This window comes from Acinetobacter bouvetii DSM 14964 = CIP 107468 (assembly GCF_000368865.1).
GTDB lineage: Bacteria > Pseudomonadota > Gammaproteobacteria > Pseudomonadales > Moraxellaceae > Acinetobacter > Acinetobacter bouvetii.
The window spans coordinates 495673-514572 of sequence record NZ_KB849725.1 but is presented as its reverse complement, the minus strand read 5'-3'; the positions used below and the strand labels follow the sequence as shown (position 1 = coordinate 514572).

Below are 18900 nucleotides of genomic sequence, written 5' to 3'. Positions count from 1 at the left end.
TTGGAGACTTAGTGCTCGCGGGTGTTGCGGAACTGGATGTCAGGATAGCGCTCCTGCATCAGTTGCAAATTCACGCGGCTCGGCGCAAGGTAGGTCAAATGGCCGCCGCCGTCAACCGACAGCTGATCATGCGCTTTTTTCTTAAATTCATTAAATTTCTTGTCGTCATCGCAAGACACCCAGCGCACAGTATTGATGCTGACTGGCTCATAAATGCAATCGACTTTATATTCTTCTTTGAGGCGGTACGCCACAACTTCGAACTGCAGCACACCTACCGCGCCCACAATTAAGTCGTTGCTGTTCTGCGGCATGAACACCTGTGTGGCGCCTTCTTCCGACAGCTCTTTTAAGCCTTTTTGCAGCTGCTTGGATTTCAATGGATCCTTTAAGCGCACACGGCGGAACATTTCGGGCGCAAAGTGCGGAATGCCGGTAAAGTGAAGCTTTTCGCCTGCGGTAAAAGTATCGCCAATCTGAATGGTGCCGTGGTTGTGCAAGCCAATAATATCGCCCGGCCATGCTTCTTCCAGATGCTGACGGTCGCCCGCCAGAAATGTTAATGCATCACTGATGCGCACATCTTTATCAATACGCACATGTTTCATTTTCATGCCTTTTTCATATTTGCCTGAACAAATCCGCATGAATGCAATACGGTCACGGTGCTTCGGATCCATATTGGCCTGAATTTTAAAAATAAATCCAGTAAAGCCCTCTTCAATCGCTTCAACTGTGCGCGCTTCTGTCGGATGCGCTTTCGGTTCTGGCGCATACTTTGAAAATGCATCCAGCACGTGATCTACACCAAAGTTGCCCAATGCCGTACCAAACAGTACAGGCGTTTGACGGCCTGCCAAAAATTCTGTGCGGTCTAAAGGCTCATTGGCCATTTGCACCAATTCCAAAGACTCTTCGAAGGCTGCCCATGCCAGCTCACCGACTTTTTCACGCAAGTCCGGATAGTTATAGCCGTCACGCACTTCAATATCGGTAATGGTTGAACCAAAACCCGCTTTATATACGTAAAATTTTTCTTCAATTAAATTGAATACACCGGCAAAGTCGCGGCCAGTACCCAGCGGCCAGGTTAAAGGCACGCATTTAATTTTCAGGACATTTTCAATTTCATCCAAAAGCTCTAAGGGCTCACGGATTTCACGGTCCATTTTGTTGACAAATGAAATGATCGGCGTGTCGCGCATGCGGCAGACTTCCATCAGCTTCACCGTACGGTCTTCGACACCTTTCGCGCCGTCAATCACCATTAATGCAGAATCGACCGCAGTTAATGTCCGGTATGTATCTTCCGAGAAATCTTCATGCCCTGGGGTATCGAGCAGGTTGATCATTTTGTCTTTAAACGGGAACTGCATGACCGAGGTGGTAATCGAAATGCCCCGTTCTTTTTCCATTTCCATCCAGTCCGATGTTGCTGCGCGGTCTGACTTGCGGCTTTTCACCATACCGGCGACCTGAATCGCCTGTCCCCATAACAGCAGTTTTTCTGTCATGGTGGTTTTACCGGCATCGGGGTGGGAAATAATAGCGAATGTACGGCGCTGAGCGACCTGCGCCGCTAATTCTTGTTTAAAACTCATGGAAAGACACCTGCTGCAGACACGCAGCGCAAAAGACCAGATCTGATCAATTTAAAAATTGGCGATATTGTAGCAGATTTATTAATAATATTGAGTAAAACACATTTATAGAGCTTCACTCATCAACTGCCTTCTAACCGCGACTTTGCATTGGATATTCGTGTTCCCAGGGGCCTTGCTGCTCAACCCTGCGCTACTAGTCTGGGCCGCTCTATAATTTCTGAATAAATGAACCTGCATCTACAATTTATTTCGCTCTTAATTGGCCTCTTACAGCCAAGCTTTGATTAATCGTGGAAACACCTCGATTTGGTTTGATCCCAATACCAAACGGTATTCGCTATTACGTGCTAAACATCGCAGAAATCAGACTGACTCAGATACACCCCTCCGATGCTGCCTAATAATTCAACCTCTATTTCGATGCTCTTTGCGCATGGTCACAGGTTCTGTTCAAAGTCTGATTAAGCTTTGCAATTTAAATTGGGCTGCACTAGATTGCCCGGCCCTTTATCGGAGACAAAAACATATCAATATTGCAATTAGCCATCAAAAAAAAGAGGTGAACTTCATCTATGCGTAGATATGAAAAGCACTGATTCGCAAGGTTTAAAATTGCTGAGTAAAGGAGAGTGGAAACATAAGAAACCTCAATCTGAATACCGTCGCCAAGGGCAAAAGCTACATCTTGGTATCGATGCTAAAACCTTAAAAATACGAGCTGTTCAATTCAATACAAATAATGTGAATGATTTACTTGCTCAGATTCCAAAAGATGAGCAAGTTGATTCCATCTATACGGGATGGTGCTTACGATGCAAAACAATGTCGTCAAGTCATCTCAGATCGACAAACGCATGCAATCCTTCCAACTCGAAAAATTCTAAGCCTTGGAAAGCTAAAAGAATAAGATCACTTGAAAGAAATGAACTGCTTCGAACGGTTAAAACATTTAGGTAGGACAACATGGAAAAACTGGTCAGGCTATCATCGCCGAAGCTGAGTAGAAACCAAAATGCATTGCATCAAATTATTAGGCGATAAACTGAATGCAAGGAGCTTTCAAAGCCAAGTCAATGAGATGCATGCACGTGCAATAGTCCAAAATAAATTCACTGAATTAGGTGACCTTCATACCCTAGTTATCACTTAAATTTAAGTAACCTTTGCTCTTAAACCATTGTGCAACTATGCCTTTTTCTGAATTTAAAGGTATTCAGACGCTTCTAAGCGCACGACGCCTACAGGCAGCCCCAGAAGATAGCCCTGCAGCTGCTGACAGCCCAAACGGGTCAAAATCTCAGCTTGCAGCGGGGTTTCAACGCCCTCTGCAGTCACCACCAGCCCAAGCTTAATCGCCAGCTGAATGATGCTTTCCAAAATCATTTCTTCCTTAGAATTCGGCGTTAAATCATAAATAAATTCTTTATCAATTTTCAGTTCGTCCACTGGCAAATTCTTCAGATATAAAAAGCTGGAATGCCCCGTGCCAAAATCATCAATTGCCAGTTTGATTCCCATTTGACGCAAGCGCTCCAAGGTCCGGATGCTATTTTCAATATGGTGCATTGCCGTCGATTCTGTAATTTCAATCATCAAATAGCTGGAGTCGACCTTATACTTGCTCAGCAGGGCTTCCAAGGTTGCAAACAGGTATTTATGCTCAAACTGAATGGCGGATAAATTGACGGAAATCGGTAAAAAATGCGGATGCGTATGTTCCCAGGCTTTAATTTGCTTGCACGCTTCTTCCAGCGCCCAATAGCCCATCCGGATAATCAGCCCGGTCTTTTCCGCCCCGCGGATAAACATATTCGGCGTCAGCATGCCGAGGCTCGGATGCTTCCAGCGGATCAGCGCCTCTACGCCGCAAATTCCACGTTCGCAGGCTTTAAATTTTGGCTGATAAAACAGCACAAATTGCTGATCTTCTACCGCTTTATACAGGTCATTAATCAGCTTGGTTTGACTCTTGGCTTCATTTTGATCTGAACTGTAGCAAAATAAAGAAAAGGTATTCCGCCCCTGATCTTTGGATGTCAGCATAGCGGCATCCGCATTGATCAGCAGATCCTGCAAATTGCTGCCATGCTCAGGGTACATGGCAATGCCGATGCTGCCGGATACATTGATTTCTTTGCCCGCAATTAAAAAACTGTCCTGTATCAATTCCAAAATTTTCTCTGCAACTGCAGATGCCTTCTCCGAGGTCGCGCTTTCCAGCACCATCAAAAATTCATCACCGCCAATACGCAAAAGCTTTGAATGCTCATCTAAAAGGCGGTGCAAACGATTGGCCAGCTGAATCAGCAGCTGGTCTCCCACATGATGCCCAAATACATCATTCACCGCCTTAAAGCGGTCTAAATCGATATAAAGAAAAGCAATCTGATCCTTTTGATAGCGCTGATCGGTAAACAAAAAATGCGCATACTCAGCAAGAAACAGCCGGTTTGGCAGTTTAGTTAAATTATCCTGGACAGCTAAATTGGCCAGCTCCCGATTGGCTTTGGTCAGCTGCCGGCTGCGCTCTTCTAAGCGGCGCTCCAGCATCGCCACGCAAAATGCAACGCCTAAAATCAAACAGGTCATAAAGATAACGGTCAACAGCTGCAGATCAAAGCCTGTTGCCTGCTCTACATGCGCAGCAGGATTCACGGGAATAAAACTCATGGCAGCCATGCCGGTATAATGCATAACAACAATGGTCATCGTTAAAGTAAATGCGATTGCGAACTTTAATGCCATTCTAAAGTGGCGTGCATGCTTATTGCGGAAAGCCAGCAAAAAGGCAATCCATGAACCGCCTATCGCGATCAGTATTGAACAAATGGCCAAGACAGGTTCATAGCGGACTTCATAACCTTGTATATTCAAAGCTAGCATGCCCGTATAGTGCATGCCTGAAATGCCCAGCCCCATCAATACAGCGCCTAAAGTCAAACGGAATAACGGCAGGGTAAAGCGGGTGGTCAGCCAAATAGCAAAAACCGATGCGGCAAAGGCGATTAAATACGAAACGAGGCTTAAGCCTAAATGAAAAGATTGCATGCCGGGCATTTGGCTTGCCATGATAGCCACAAAATGCATGCACCAAATCGCCGCCCCCAAAAGCGCGCCGCTGCAAATTAAAATCAGCCATTCATATTTAGGCCGGGAGCCGCGGAATAATGTCTGTTCTACAGAAACAGCAAAATAACATGCCAGCAATGCAACGATAGCCGAGACCAATACAAGACTGTAATCATAATGTACATGCGTCATAAAGAAGATTCCGCACAAGCCTTTACTGTTATTTTGTTCAATTTAAATGACCGGTATTTTTAGGTTGATTGCCTTAAAAAATTTTAAAAAAAGTTATCGGCAAAAAATAATTAACCTAGAATCTTATACTCTCATGCTTAGGTCAAGTATTTCTTCCATGTTTTGCAGAGGCTGGTCAGTTTTATAAAAAAAACTTCCATATCAATCACTAAAACACAAAAAACGCAGCCATATTCCCGATTCATCTGCCTTATCCTGAGCTGATTTTTTTGCTCAAAAATAACGCCGGCATAAAAAAACCAGCTCGCCAAAGCTTGCTGGTTTTCAAAAAAATCCAAAGATGGCATTAAGGCGCTGCTTTTGCCGCACCTTGAAGTTTGGCATAGTCCAAAAGCACACTCGCCGCTTCATTCACAAAAGCCTCATCTTCCGGCAATGCAGGGCGCTGATTCGCCTTCATTTTCGCGCGGGTTTCCACCAGCGCATCCATTGAAGCCTGATAGCTTTCCCAATTGCTGAACGGTTTTAGGCCTGTTGCTTTACGGCGTTCATTTTCTGATGCCAGCGTTTTTTGCTCCATGTCCAGCAATTCCGCTTTGCGCTTTTGCAGATCCAGCACGACCTGCTTCTGCTCATCAGCTTTTTTCGCCAGCGCTGTCCGCTGTTCCAAATACTTAAACTGAGGATTTAGGCTGACGCGCTGCTGCGATGATTTCACCAGATCCGGCACATAATTCTGAATCGAGCCTTCGCGCTTAAACGGCGCTGTCGGAATCGTATCCCATTTCAAGGCATTTTTCGATTTACGTTCGCCAAATTCGTCATTGTAAATATCCACCAGCTTAATGTCCGGCACCACGCCTTTGTTTTGCGTGCTGCCGCCTGTGACACGGTAGAATTTACGCTGCGTCAATGTCGCCTGCCCATAAGCCAAGCTATCCAGCTGCACTTGCGCTGTTCCTTTACCCGTCGTGGTGCTGCCAATGACAATGCCGCGCTCATAATCCTGAATCGCCGCAGAATAAATTTCACTGGCCGACGCCGATGCCAAGTTAATCAATACCGCCAATGGGCCAGCATAAGTTTGCGCGCCGCCGTCATCATCTTCCAATACACTGACCGTGCCGTTCCCATCACGTATCTGAACTGCCGGGCCGGATTTAATCACTTGCCCCAGCATGCGCACCACTTCATCCAGCGAACCGCCTGGATTATTGCGCAAGTCCACAATAATCCCTTCCACATTTTGCGCCGCCAGTGATTTCAGCGCTTTGTTGGTGTCTTCCGAAACTGAGCGGTATTCCGCGCCTGCGCGGCGCGCACGGTAATTCAGATAGAAGGATGGAATTTCCAAAACGCCGAATTTATATTTTTTGCCATCACGTTCAATTTCCACAATCCGTGAGCGCACACCGGCATCTTCTTCTTGAATCACATCCCGAACAATGGTCACATTGCGCGCCTGGCTCATTGATGCGCCGGCTCCAAGTAAGCGCAGAGTGACTTTAGTGCCGCGCTTGCCGCGGATTAAGCCAACAATTTCATTGCTCGGCCAGCCAATGACATCCACCATCTTGTCGCCATCCTGCGCCACACCAATGATGCGGTCACCCGCTTTCACCTGGCCTGACTTGCTGGCTGGGCCGCCCTCTACAATGGTTTCAATTTTGGTGTAGTCTTCATTGCCGCGGTCCGGACGGATAGATACCCCAACGCCTTCCAGCTGCAGCGTGGTTTGACGGTTCAGCTCCATGGCGTCCACGGGCGGGAAATAATTGCTGTGCGGATCATAAGTCAGCATCATGGCATTCAGCGTTTTATCCAGCACATCATCGCTCTTCAAGCGGCTGACGCGCTCCAGCTGGCGGGTAAAGCGCTTGGTCAGTGTTTGAACCGGCGTTAAATCTTCTGGGCCAGTCAAATCCTGCCCATTGGCTAATCCAGGATCATCTTTCAGCGCTTTTTGCTTCGCCTGCTCTTCCTGTTTGCTGATGTTTAAATTGATCAGCTGTGACACCAGCATTTTATTCCAATGCGCGCACTGCTCCGCTTCAGATTTAAAGAATGGGGCTTTTTCACGGTCCGTTTCAATAAATGCATTCGGCTGATTCAGATTCTGCGGTTTTTTCAGTTCCGCCAGCATATGGCTATAAAACTGCTTTAAACGCGCACGGTACTGCGCGTGAATTTCATATGGGCCGGACAAATCGCCCGCTTTTAAATTTGCGCCAAAATTTGCACCGAAACGCTTTTTATAATCTGCCACTTCCGAAGCTAAAAACAGCGTATGTTCAGGATCGAGGCTGTCGATATAAAAGTCTAAAATCCGGTTGGAGGTATTCGCATCCAAACGCTGATTCAGATAATGCTGACGGTCCACCAAGGTTGCCAGTTGACGGGAAACCAAAGCTTGCTCTTGTGAAGGCTGAATTGTATTTGAAGCAGCGGTTGCCGCAGTTTCCGCAGCAATTGCCTCATTTACAACATGAGTAAAAAATAAACCGCCCGTTGCTAGGGCAACGGCGCAAGCGATACTTTGAAGTTTCATAAATATGTCGTACTTCCTTGGTCTTCTAACCAAATTGCCGTGTCATTTTTTGACTTGAGCTGAATATTTTCAAAATCTTAAATGACTTAATCTGTTTATGTCGTGTAGTTTTATCATAATCTGTGCTGACAAAGTGTAGCAAAACATTGCAGAATTCAGGTATTGTTTTTCCCTAAAAATTCCAACACGGAGCCCAAATATGATTGGCGCATTAATGCTCGACATTGCTGGCACAGAACTTAATCAAGAAGATATTGAACTATTGCAGGCTCCGCAAGTCGGCGGCATGATTTTATTTGGCCGAAATATCGAGTCGCCAGAACAAGTGCGCGCTTTAACCGATCATATGCGCCAAATCCGTCCGGATATATTAATCGCAGTTGATCAGGAAGGCGGACGCGTACAGCGCTTAAAAAACGGCTTTACCCTGCTGCCTGCTATGGGCAAGTTTGGCGAACTTTACTTAAGCCAGCCTGAAAAAGCAGTTGAACTGGCAGAGCAATGCGGCTGGCTGATGGCTGCTGAAGTTTTAGCGGTCGGCATTGATTTCAGTTTTGCTCCAGTTTTAGACCTGAATGACATCAGCGATGTGATTGGCGACCGCAGCTTTGCCAAAAACATGCAGGATATTATTCCGCTGGCCAGCGCTTTCCTGAAAGGCATGAAACGCGCGGGCATGGCATCCACCGGCAAGCATTTCCCTGGACACGGCTCAGTCAAAGCGGATTCGCATGTGGCCGCGGCCGTCGACTCGCGCAGCTATGATGAAATTTACCAAAAAGACATGCAAAGCTTTATTCAGCTGATGCCGCAGCTGGATGCGCTGATGCCTGCGCATGTTATTTACGATCAGATTGATCCCAATCCTGCTGGATTTTCTCCGTATTGGATTCAGCAGGTGCTGCGCAGCGAATTGAAATTTGACGGCGTCTTGTTCTCTGATGACCTCAGCATGCAGGCGGCCTGTGTAGCGGGCGGCGCAGATGCCCGCATCCAAGCGGCATTAAATGCGGGCTGTGACATGGGCTTGGTGTGCAATAACCGTGAATCCGCCTGCACCGCCTTAGAAGGCATTGCCAATCTGCCAATGCCGAATCAGCAGCGACTGGAGCGCATGCGCGGTCAAATTCCTGCATTGAACGTTGGCCAGCAGCTGGACTTAGGTCAAGATTGGGCGCGGACCCGTGACCGCATTTTAGAGTTCAAAGGCCAGTTCAGCGCTTAAAGCGGCAGCGCGTTAAAATTCATTAAAAGGAACACGACATCGTGTTCCTTTTTGATTATGATGATCAAAACAGCAGGCATACTGCAGTACAATGAAAATTAAAAAAATCCAAAGGATTAAAAGAATATCTAAGGCTTAATGGTTATGGCGCAAAACTTATCTGAACATCGGCACATTTCATTTACCGCACATTATACCGGCTATATTTGGTACAGCATGGGCATTTCCCACCCTGTATTTGCCACGGGCAAAGGCAAGTTTTTGGCCAAAATCCTGCATCCGCTGGAAAGCTGGGCCGAAAAACATGTCGGCGGCAGCATGCGCACGACATTAAAACAGCGCCACAGCATCATTGATCGGCAGCTGACCGATTTAATACAGCAGCGCCCGGATGTGCAAGTTTTAGAAATCGCCAGCGGCTTATCGCCGCGCAGCTGGAACTTCCGGCAAAAATTTCCCAATATTCACTACCGCGAACTGGATTTGCCTGAAATGGCAAAAATTAAAACCCGTGCGCTGCAGCAGCTGGATGCTCAAGCGCCGGAAGTACTGACCGCCGACATTTTCACGCAGGATTTTGAAAAAATTTTTCTAGGCTTTGACACCAGCCGCCCGCTGGCGATCATCAGCGAGGGGCTGATCAATTATTTTGACAAATCCATGCTGAATAAACTGCTGCAGGGCATTACCGAATATGGACAGGAGTTTACAGAGCTGCATTACCTGACCGATATTTACCCAGAACCCGTCAAAAATAAATTGGCGAATTTTATTTGGACCAGCAGCAAGCTGCTGAAAGTCATGTCACGCAGCTCATTTACTTTTCATTTTATCAACCCTTCAGAAATTCAAACCTTTTTTGGCAATGCCGGATTCGGCCTCGTCGATGTGATTCAGCCGACTGCATTTTTTCAAAATGCTGCTGACAGCAATCTGATTTCATTCCAAAACCCAGAGGAACACGGCGGTGATTTAGTCTGGGTCATTCATGCAGCCGTAAAAAAACAGCGTTCATAACGCTGTTTTTTTGATTTTATATAGATAAGGAAGATTTAAACCGCTTCCAGTAAATGCATCTGTTCTTTTTGCCACTGCACAAAGCGCAGCAGGCGCTCTGCAACATCAAAACTGCCATGCTTGAATAAAGCGCGCAATTGCGCTCCAGCGCTTTCAAAAATCAGGCATTCAATCTTAAATTCACCGTCCTGATCCCGCAGATGCAGCGCCAAATCCCGCGGATATTGCGCCGCCTGTGCTGCGGCTGCATCATTCTCGACACTCAACAGCACGCCGAAATAGTTCAAATCTAAAATTTCAGCACTCATGCTTAAATCGGAATGGCGGTGGCTTAACTGCGTAGAGGCATCCTGCACCTCGATGCGCTGTTCCCCGCGCCGTTCTATATTTGCCATCTGCTCACGGCTCATGGGCAGAATGCCATCCAGATTTTGAATGGACTCGCCGCGCAAATAGGTGGCGAATAAATTCATGGTTTCTTTGCGGCGCTGCAGCTGCGGCACATGGTCTGCATTGGCAATCATCGCAAACTGCATATTCGGGCACTGCAGCGCAAAATTGGCATTTTCATGCGGCAGCGTAAAGCTGTCATACTGGCCGCAGGCAACCAGCACATCGCACGCTGGAATCGGCACATTGGTCAGGCGCAGCAGGCGGTTGCAGTTGATGTCATAGCGCTCCTGCTCTGTCGCGGTAAACTCGGCCATCTGGCGGAAGAATAAACGCTTGGCCGTCGGCGACATGCGGGTCAGATCCATTTTGGCATGATTGACCAGATACAGAATCACTGCCTGGCCGAATTCGTCCATGCGCTGCTCTTTCATTAAATATAATGACTCTTCCAGCAGCATGCGCCAGCTTTTGCGGGTTTTCTGCATCACGCCCATCAAAATCATGCGCTCAACCAGTTCTGGGCGCTGATGCGCTAAACAGGATGCCACCACAGACCCCAAAGACATGCCCAAAACTGCGACTTTCTGCAGGCCGACCAGATCCAGCCAAGTGCCCAGCATGCCGGCTAAATCTTCCAGCTCTAAGACGCCTGCTGAAACACCGCTGTCGACATTGCTGATTTGCTGATTGGCGCCCATAGACGGCAAGTCAATGAGAACAATCGGCCCGGCAGCGAAGAGCTGTTCAACACAATATTTATAGGAATTGAAATTTTGAAATGCCCCGCCAATAATCACCATTGGGGTCATATGCAAGGTTTCTGGCCGGGCGATTGCCATATATTCAACTTTCCAGCCATTGATCCATGTTGTTCGAGCCGGCTGTTTAAAGCTGTCTCGATCATACAGGTCAAAAAAACTGTACTGGGTGTTTCCGCCGTGTACTTCCTGATCCATTTGGATAATGGAATTCATATTCCCTCCTCCATCCTTGCCTTATTTTTATTGTGCAAGAAAAAATAATCAGAGCTGCCTGCAGCAAGCATCCTGCTCTTTTGTCTTTATTTGTATGACGTCAATGTCAGTATCGTTTCATTCTATACAGGAGATGATTTTACACGCAACTGCTATTGCCGCCACTCATCCGCTTTCTGCATGAAAACAATTGCAAAATGTGAATGCGCTTTTTAAATAAGCTCTAAATATCAGCGCAAATGCTTCATTGTCCCGTGAGAGGCTGTTAATATCAAATGGAAATTTCTAAGTGATCAAACCGCTATGCAACAGTCTATTGAACAATACATGCAAACGGTAGGACAACAGGCACGCCAAGCATCTCGCGTGTTAGCCAGTGCTTCTACTGAATCCAAAAACAATGCGCTTTCCGCTATTTATACGGCTTTGCAAAACAGCGAAGCGGCCATTTTAGCAGCCAACCAGATGGATATGGCGAAAGCACACAGCAATCATTTGGACAGCGCCCTGCTTGATCGCTTAGAACTGACCCCCGCACGCTTTAAAGGCATGCTGCAGGGCTTGAAAGATGTGATCGGCCTCAAAGACCCCATTGGCGAAATAACCGATATGGCATACCGCCCTACTGGCATTCAGCTGGGCAAAATGCGCGTGCCTTTAGGTGTGGTCGGCATGATTTACGAGTCGCGACCAAACGTGACTTTAGAAGCGGCATCACTGGCACTGAAATCCGGCAATGCCATTATTCTGCGCGGCGGATCAGAAGCGCTGGAATCCAACCAAGCGATTGCCGACGCTATTCAGCATGGCTTAAAAGCATCCGGCTTGCCTGAAAATTCAGTTCAGGTGATTAATACCGCAGACCGCGCTGCAGTCGGCCAGCTGATCACCATGCCTGAATATGTCGATGTGATTGTGCCGCGCGGCGGCAAAGGCCTGATTGAACGCATTACCGAAGAAGCGCGTGTGCCGGTGATTAAGCATTTAGACGGCAACTGCCATGTCTATATCGAGGCACAGGCGGATTTGCAGAAGGCGCTGCCGATTGCGCTGAATGCCAAAACGCACCGCTATGGCGTCTGCAATGCCATGGAAACATTATTGGTTGATGAAAAAGTCGCAGAAGAATTTCTGCCGAGCATTGCCGAGCTGTATGCAGAGAAACAAGTTGAGCTGCGCGGCTGCGCTGAAACCCGGCGCATTTTAGGCGGACATGTGGTTACAGCTACGGAAGAGGATTGGTATACCGAATATTTGGGGCCAATTTTAGCCATTAAAGTCGTCAGCGGCATAGATGAAGCCATCGATCATATCAACAAATACGGCTCGCACCATACCGATGCCATCATCACTGAAAACTACAGCTTAGCGCGCAAGTTCCTGGCGGCTGTGGACTCAAGTTCAGTGATGATCAACGCCTCTACCCGCTTTGCGGACGGTTTTGAATATGGCCTAGGCGCTGAAATCGGGATTTCTACAGACAAAATCCATGCCCGCGGCCCTGTAGGGCTAGAAGGCCTCACCTCTCAGAAATGGATCGTGTTTGGCGATGGTCAAATCCGCCATTAAGCGCCGATTTTGATCCTGAATAAAATATCAATACAAGCCCCGCCTGCGGGGCTTTATTTTTTCTCAAACAGCCGTCCTCAAGCAAAACTTCTTGACTGCAGAAACATTGGCAAACATTTGCTGCCATTAAAATCAGAAGAATAATTCAGGATTTGCTCTGTTTGATTGCTTAATGTCAGCAGCTTTGTCCTGACTCTTGGCATCTCATGCGCGCTGATTCATGAAGCATGGGCCAAATACACCCAATTTTCTAGCATATTGACCGGAACATCTTCAGGCATCCGAATTTATAAGATGGAGAAGCTATTACGCCACTCACTGATGCAGGCAGTGAAAAAAAAGCATGATTGGACGGATGCAAGAGCGCTCGGTACTGAAAACTGACTGCACAGTGATTGAAACGTTGCAGGGCTTGGCATGAATGCTGTCCATTTTCTTTATATTCGCGCTGATTGCCTATGTGATTGACATTGATTACAAATTAAGCATAAAAGCCATATTTTTTGTATGGTTTTTATTAATACAGCAGATCAGTATGTTATGGTATTTATTCGCAGTTCAAAGCATTTGATCTTATAGGACTATTTCATTAATAAATGAAAACTATGAACTGATAAATTTTAATTATTATTAGCAAATGGGTCGATAGTGCTTAAGTCTAATCTCCTAAAGTCTATCTAGGACAGAAAAACAACCCGTGTTAAAACATTATTACTGATCTAAATTGCACCAAAAAAGCACTGCGTTCAGATCACAGCATGGATAAGTACTTTAATTAGAATTCGGGTAAAAAAACGTGTCTACATCAGTATTAGTAATTAACTGCGGTTCATCTTCAATTAAATATGCGTTGGTTTCTGAACGTCGTGAAGACCGTATCTTTGGCTTGGCTGAGAACTTAGGCTCAGCTGAAGCCCGAATTAAAGGCATTACCACTGGCGGTGCTGAACTTGAGCTGTCTATTCCAAATGCCGACCATGAAAAAGCGCTGGAAATTATTTTAGAACGCTTATCGCATCATAACCCGCAAGCCATTGGCCACCGTGTGGTTCACGGCGGCACATTGACTAAAGCGGAATTATTGACGCCTGAAATTATTGAACGCATCCGCGAAGCAACGCCGCTTGCCCCGCTGCACAACCCAGCGCATTTAGTCGGTATTGACGCCACGATGCGCCTGTTCCCACAACTGCCGCAAGTTGCCGTTTTTGATACCGCATTCCATCAAACTATGCCTTCGCACGCTTACCGCTATGCGCTGCCTAAATTCTTATACACTATGCACAATGTGCGCCGTTACGGTTTCCATGGCACCAGCCATGCCTATGTTTCAGAACGCGGCTCTGAACTGGCGGGCAGCTTTAAGCAAGGCGGCTGGCTGACAGCGCATTTAGGCAACGGCAGCTCGACTTGCGCAATTTGGAACGGCCAGTCCGTAGATACCTCAATGGGCTTAACGCCGCTGGAAGGCGTTGTGATGGGCACCCGCAGCGGCGATGTCGATCCAAGCATTCACAGTTTCTTAGCCTCGAACTTAGGCTGGGATATTTATAAAATTGATAAAATGCTGAACAGCCAGTCTGGCCTGCTGGGCCTGTCAGACCTGTCCAATGACATGCGCACCCTGATCGAAGCGTCTGATCAAGGCAATGAAGATGCCGCGCTGGCGATTGAAGTATTCTGCTACCGCTTAGCCAAATCTTTAGCCGCCCTCAGCTGCGGCCTACCGCGCATTGACGGCCTGTTCTTCACTGGCGGCATTGGCGAAAACTCAGCGCTGATCCGTGAAAAAACTTTAGCGTATTTGCCGCACTTCGGCTTTAACTTAAGCAAAGACAAAAATGACAGCTTGAAACGCGGTACTGAAGGCCGCATCGATGCCGGCGCTGGCCCGCAAATTTGGGTTGTTCCAACGGATGAAGAAGGCCGCATTGCCAAAGAAACGCAGCACGTTGTAGAACATGAGGCTGCCTCTGCAAAAAAGTCTGAAGCGGAGGAAGAGGCTGTTGCTTAAGCAGCAGCCTCCAGCACGCTGTCGCGTTTAATTTTTTATTTTTTAGTTTAGATAGCTTATGAAAACAATTTTACTCGTGCCAACTGGAGAAAGCGTCGGTTTAACCTCTGCATGCTTAGGCTTAATTTATGCATTGGAATGCCAAGGCATTAAAGCCGGTTTTTTAAAACCGTTTTCTCAAGAAACTCATTCCGCAGCAGACCGCACCACGGCGCTGTACCGCCATTTATTCAACAATGAAACCGTTGAGCCGATCAGCCATGCCGCCGTTTGCCGCCGTTTGAGCCAAGACGAAAATGACGAACTGCTTGAAGATGCTGTCCGCCTGCACCGTGAAATTGCTAAAAAGCATGACCTGATTATTGTTGAAGGGCTGGTGCCGACCAGCCGCGATGCTTTTGCCTCTGAATTGAATGCTGATCTAGCGAAAGCGCTGGATGCCAAAGTGGTCATTGTCAGCACAGCGGATATCCGCAATCCTGAAGCGACAGCAGAAAAAATTGAGGCGCAGGTCCGCAATTTTGGCGGGGCCAGCAATGACCGCACAGCAGGTGTCCTGTTCATGCGGACCAAAGGCTTGCCCGAAGATTCTGCGCAAGTGCCTGTGACCATTGACCCAAGCCTGCGCTTGATCAGTGACACCGCTCAATTTTCCGCACAGCTGCAAAAGCAGAATGCCAGCATTGGTTCTGAAAATTTCCCCGTGATTGGCTTAGTGCCTTTCAGCAATACGCTGAGCGTACCGCGCATGTCCGATTTAGCGGCGCACATCTCTGCGCACTGGATCAATGAAGGCGATGCGAAACAGCGCCGCGTCCTGCACAGCAGCCTGATTGCATCAAACATTGAGCATGAACTGCATAAATTTATTGCAGGCGAACTGATCATCAGCGCCTCTGACCGTATTGATGTATTGCTGGCCAGCAGCTTGGCCAGCAGCAACGGCATCCCGCTGGCGGGCTTAGTCTTAACTGAACATCATCAGCCGAATGAGCACGTGCTGAACTTCTGCCAAACGGCGATCAAGCAAGGCCTGCCGATTATCCACACCCCGCTCAGCACCTTTGAAACAGCTCAGGAGCTGGCGAATCTCAGCAATGAAATTCCAGTGGATGATACCGAACGCGCAGAACAAGTGACCCGTTTTGTTTCCAGCCATCTCAATCCTGAATGGATTACCCAGCTGATCAATGGCTCATATAAGCCGCGCTTATCGCCTTCTGCCTTCCGTCACGAACTGGTGCAAAAATCCATAGCGGCCAAAAAACGCATTGTCCTGCCGGAAGGTGATGAACCGCGCACCATTCAGGCGGCGGCCATTTGCCAGTCACGCGGCATTGCGCAGTGCATTCTGCTGGCAAAACCGGAAGCTGTCGTTGAAGTCGCGAAAGCGCGCGGCATTGAACTGCCGTATGACTTGGAAATTATTGATCCTGACCTGATCCGCGATAACTATGTCGCAAAAATGGTTGAACTGCGCAAAGGCAAAATCAATGAGCTGCAGGCGCGTGAGCAGCTGCAGGATACAGTTGTGCTCGGCACCATGATGCTGGCGCTGGATCAAGTGGACGGCTTGGTTTCAGGCGCTGTGCATACTACGGCCAATACGGTCCGCCCCGCATTCCAGCTGATTAAAACCGCACCTGAATACTCATTGGTCTCTTCAGTATTCTTCATGCTGCTGCCGGATGAAGTGTATGTGTACGGCGACTGCGCCATTAATCCAGATCCTACTGCGGTTGAACTGGCAGAAATCGCCATTCAGTCCGCAGACTCTGCTAAAGCCTTTGGCATTGACCCGCGCATTGCCATGATTTCCTACTCGACTGGCACATCAGGCGCTGGGGCAGATGTGGAAAAAGTGGCGGAAGCCACCCGCATTGCGCAAGAACGCCGTCCAGACTTATTGATTGACGGCCCATTGCAGTACGATGCCGCTTCAGTAGAAAGTGTCGGCCGTTCAAAAGCGCCGGATTCAAAAGTGGCTGGCCGTGCCAATGTATTTATTTTCCCAGACTTGAATACCGGCAATACCACATACAAAGCCGTTCAGCGCTCTGCCGATGTGGTGAGTGTTGGCCCGATGCTGCAAGGCTTGAATAAGCCAGTGAATGATTTGTCGCGCGGCGCATTGGTCGATGATATTGTATTTACCATTGCATTGACGGCTATTCAGTCTGAACAGCAGTCGGCAAAATAATTCTTTAAAAGTTAATACTCAGCGCCATCCAATCGAAAGATTGGGTGGTTTTTTAATGCTTTTGTTCCGCCAGCATGCGCAGCGCTAAAGCAGTCAGCACGGTGCCCATCATCCATTTCTGAATTTTTTGCCACTGTGGCTTTTGGTTAAGAAACAGCGCAATGCTGCCAGCTGAATAGACAATCAAACCGTTCACCGCAATACTGATCAAAATTTGCAGTGCCCCCAGCTGCAAGGATTGTGCAAATACGCTGCCCTGCTCTGGACGGATAAATTGCGGCAGCAATGAAAGGTACATCATGGCAATCTTCGGATTCAGCAAATTTGTCAAAAAGCCCATCAAAAAAAGCTTTAAAGGGCTGTCTGCTTGCAGATGAACCGCTTGAAAAATTGGCTGGTTTTTGAGTGATATAGCCTGCCACGCCAGCCACAGCAAATATATTGCGCCTAAAATTCGGATTGCATCATAGGCAAAGGGCACAGCAAACAGCAGCGCTGTAAGGCCCATAGCCGCGCAGAACATATAAAACACAAAACCTAAGGCGACGCCGCAAAGTGAAATCCAGCCCGCTTTTTGCCTTGGCATATAGATCTTGAAATTAGATACAGCATATTGGGGCCGGGTGTCAGCACCATAAGCAAAGCAATGGTAGTAAAGCCCAGTATTGACGCATTTTCTATCACAGCATTCCTCCTCCGCACAAACAAACGTACAATACAGCCGCTCCACATGAGCTTAGCGTATGCGCTGAAAACTTTACAGCGCCTTCAGCGGGCACTTCATGGAAATTTGTCTTTATACATTAAGCGTAATGTATAGCCTTGGCCCGGTAAATTTTATGGGACTGAATTCAGGGCTGACTGGACAACGGAGAAAGATATTCGGCTTCTTCAGCGGTGTCGGCTGCGCTATGCTGATCTTATTCATGCTGTTTGGCTATACGGGGCAAGCGCTGCCAGCCAATGGCTTGCACTCTATCGCCTTCATTGGCGCGCTCTACTCGTTTTATATTGCATGGAAAAGGCGAATCCTCTAATGCCGATTATCTGAAATGAAAGCATCCTTTATATTTATCTTCACAAAATTTTAAATCCTTCTCACCAGCCACACCGTATGCCCAGCACAATCAGCATCTTCCGCCGCCATCTTCAGCACTTCAAAGCCATGCACCGCCAATAAGCCCCGATACTCGTCCTGAGACAAACTGGCATGGTATAAAGCATCGCCAAACATCTCGCCAATGGCCTCGCCGGCTGCCGGGCCGCTCGTAAACATCAGCACAGTTCCTGTGGCAGAACATTCTGCAAATTGCGCGAACATTTGACGCTGATCATCCGGCGTTAAATGAAAAAAGCTGTCCCATGCCAAAATGCCCTGAAATGCCCGATCCAGTTGCACAGCACGCATATCCGCCAAATGCCATGTATGCGCAGGAAAGTTCTGCTGCGCCATCTCAATCATCACCTCTGAGCTGTCCACCCCCACAATGCAATGCCCTTGCTGAATTAAATAATCCGCAATCGGTTTGCCTGAACCGCAGCCCAAATCTAAAATTTCTGCCTGTTGCGGCAGCAATGCCAAAAACTGATCCAGCCAGCCTTTTTCGTATAGATGCTGCCCGCGCAATGCTGTCCATGCACGGCCATGTTTTTTATAAATTTCGATAATGTTGCTGGCAAGATGTGACTGATTGTCCATATCAAGGATCTATGCATGTTTAAAATCAGTATAAAGACAGGAAAAAGAGAAAAGGGATTTTTTATTGTTAAAGTTAAAAAATTTCAGGCATAAAAAAAGAAGATAAAGCGTTATGCCTGATCTTCTTTCTGTCCGTACATCCACGTTGCGGCGATATAAATTGAAAAGCCGACAACCATCAACACACTGCTTATTGTCATCTGAATGATCTGCTGTTTGATTTGTGACAATTATGCGAAAGTTTTATGACAGTTATGTGACAAATACAAAACATTCCATTAATTTAAATTTGCATTAAATATCATGTATTTACAAAATAAAAACGCATTATTTCCTGCGAATTCGCCGCTTAGGTTTTATAAAAAATGACTATAAAGTGCCGTATTTGATGCAATT

At 47.3% G+C, this 18900-nt stretch carries 11 protein-coding genes and 3 pseudogenes; 7 read left to right on the top strand and 7 right to left on the bottom strand.

Annotation, left to right across the window (positions count from 1 at the left end):
* Nucleotides 1-8: 8 nt before the first annotated feature.
* Nucleotides 9-1601 (bottom strand): peptide chain release factor 3, encoded by a 1593-nt coding sequence (locus tag F941_RS02475; protein ID WP_005007390.1) that lies wholly within the window; start codon nt 1599-1601, stop codon nt 9-11.
* Nucleotides 1602-1825: 224 nt separating this feature from the next.
* Here F941_RS02475 and F941_RS02470 point away from each other — a divergent pair.
* Nucleotides 1826-2754: pseudogene (locus F941_RS02470) on the top strand (IS5 family transposase).
* A 53-nt stretch (nt 2755-2807) separates the two neighbouring features.
* Here the strand turns inward: F941_RS02470 and F941_RS02465 are convergent.
* The 3 genes from F941_RS02465 to F941_RS02455 all read right to left on the bottom strand — a co-directional run bounded on the left by F941_RS02465 (nt 2808) and on the right by F941_RS02455 (nt 7413).
* On the bottom strand, nt 2808-4865 hold the full coding sequence (locus F941_RS02465; RefSeq protein ID WP_005007388.1) for a putative bifunctional diguanylate cyclase/phosphodiesterase: 2058 nt from the start codon (nt 4863-4865) through the stop codon (nt 2808-2810).
* A 137-nt stretch (nt 4866-5002) separates the two neighbouring features.
* Entirely contained in the window at nt 5003-5212 is a 210-nt protein-coding gene (locus F941_RS02460) for a hypothetical protein (protein WP_005007387.1), read from the bottom strand.
* Nucleotides 5212-7413, bottom strand: a complete 2202-nt coding sequence (locus tag F941_RS02455; RefSeq protein WP_005007386.1) for a carboxy terminal-processing peptidase — start codon at nt 7411-7413, stop codon at nt 5212-5214. Before F941_RS02455 ends, F941_RS02460 begins: the two co-directional genes overlap by 1 nt.
* Before the next feature lie 199 nt (nt 7414-7612).
* Between F941_RS02455 and nagZ the strand changes: the two genes are divergently transcribed.
* Nucleotides 7613-8638 carry a beta-N-acetylhexosaminidase gene (gene nagZ / locus F941_RS02450; RefSeq protein WP_005007385.1) on the top strand — a complete coding sequence of 342 codons (1026 nt, stop codon included), beginning with the start codon at nt 7613-7615 and terminating at the stop codon, nt 8636-8638.
* A 144-nt stretch (nt 8639-8782) separates the two neighbouring features.
* Nucleotides 8783-9655: a class I SAM-dependent methyltransferase gene (locus tag F941_RS02445; protein WP_005007383.1), complete on the top strand. Its 873-nt coding sequence runs from the start codon at nt 8783-8785 to the stop codon at nt 9653-9655.
* A gap of 35 nt (nt 9656-9690) precedes the next feature.
* Here F941_RS02445 and F941_RS02440 read toward each other — a convergent pair whose 3' ends face one another.
* Nucleotides 9691-11022, bottom strand: coding sequence for an alpha/beta fold hydrolase (locus F941_RS02440; RefSeq protein WP_005007381.1), 1332 nt, complete (start codon nt 11020-11022; stop codon nt 9691-9693).
* A gap of 303 nt (nt 11023-11325) precedes the next feature.
* Between F941_RS02440 and F941_RS02435 the strand changes: the two genes are divergently transcribed.
* The 3 genes from F941_RS02435 to pta all read left to right on the top strand — a co-directional run bounded on the left by F941_RS02435 (nt 11326) and on the right by pta (nt 16805).
* Nucleotides 11326-12591: a glutamate-5-semialdehyde dehydrogenase gene (locus F941_RS02435; RefSeq protein WP_005007380.1), complete on the top strand. Its 1266-nt coding sequence runs from the start codon at nt 11326-11328 to the stop codon at nt 12589-12591.
* Between the two features lie 796 nt (nt 12592-13387).
* The gene (locus F941_RS02425) at nt 13388-14605 is read left to right on the top strand and encodes an acetate/propionate family kinase (RefSeq protein WP_005007377.1); all 1218 of its coding nucleotides are present in this window, start codon (nt 13388-13390) and stop codon (nt 14603-14605) included.
* A 58-nt stretch (nt 14606-14663) separates the two neighbouring features.
* Complete coding sequence (gene pta, locus F941_RS02420; protein WP_005007375.1) at nt 14664-16805, top strand: phosphate acetyltransferase; 2142 nt, start codon at nt 14664-14666, stop codon at nt 16803-16805.
* Between the two features lie 52 nt (nt 16806-16857).
* Here pta and F941_RS02415 read toward each other — a convergent pair.
* Nucleotides 16858-17489, bottom strand: a pseudogene (locus F941_RS02415) (LysE family translocator).
* A 98-nt stretch (nt 17490-17587) separates the two neighbouring features.
* Between F941_RS02415 and F941_RS02410 the strand changes: the two are divergent.
* A pseudogene (locus F941_RS02410) lies at nt 17588-17827 on the top strand (LysE family translocator); the annotation flags it as partial.
* 65 nt (nt 17828-17892) lie between these two features.
* Here the strand turns inward: F941_RS02410 and F941_RS02405 are convergent.
* Complete coding sequence (locus F941_RS02405) at nt 17893-18504, bottom strand: class I SAM-dependent DNA methyltransferase (RefSeq protein ID WP_005007370.1); 612 nt, start codon at nt 18502-18504, stop codon at nt 17893-17895.
* Nucleotides 18505-18900 lie beyond the last annotated feature (396 nt).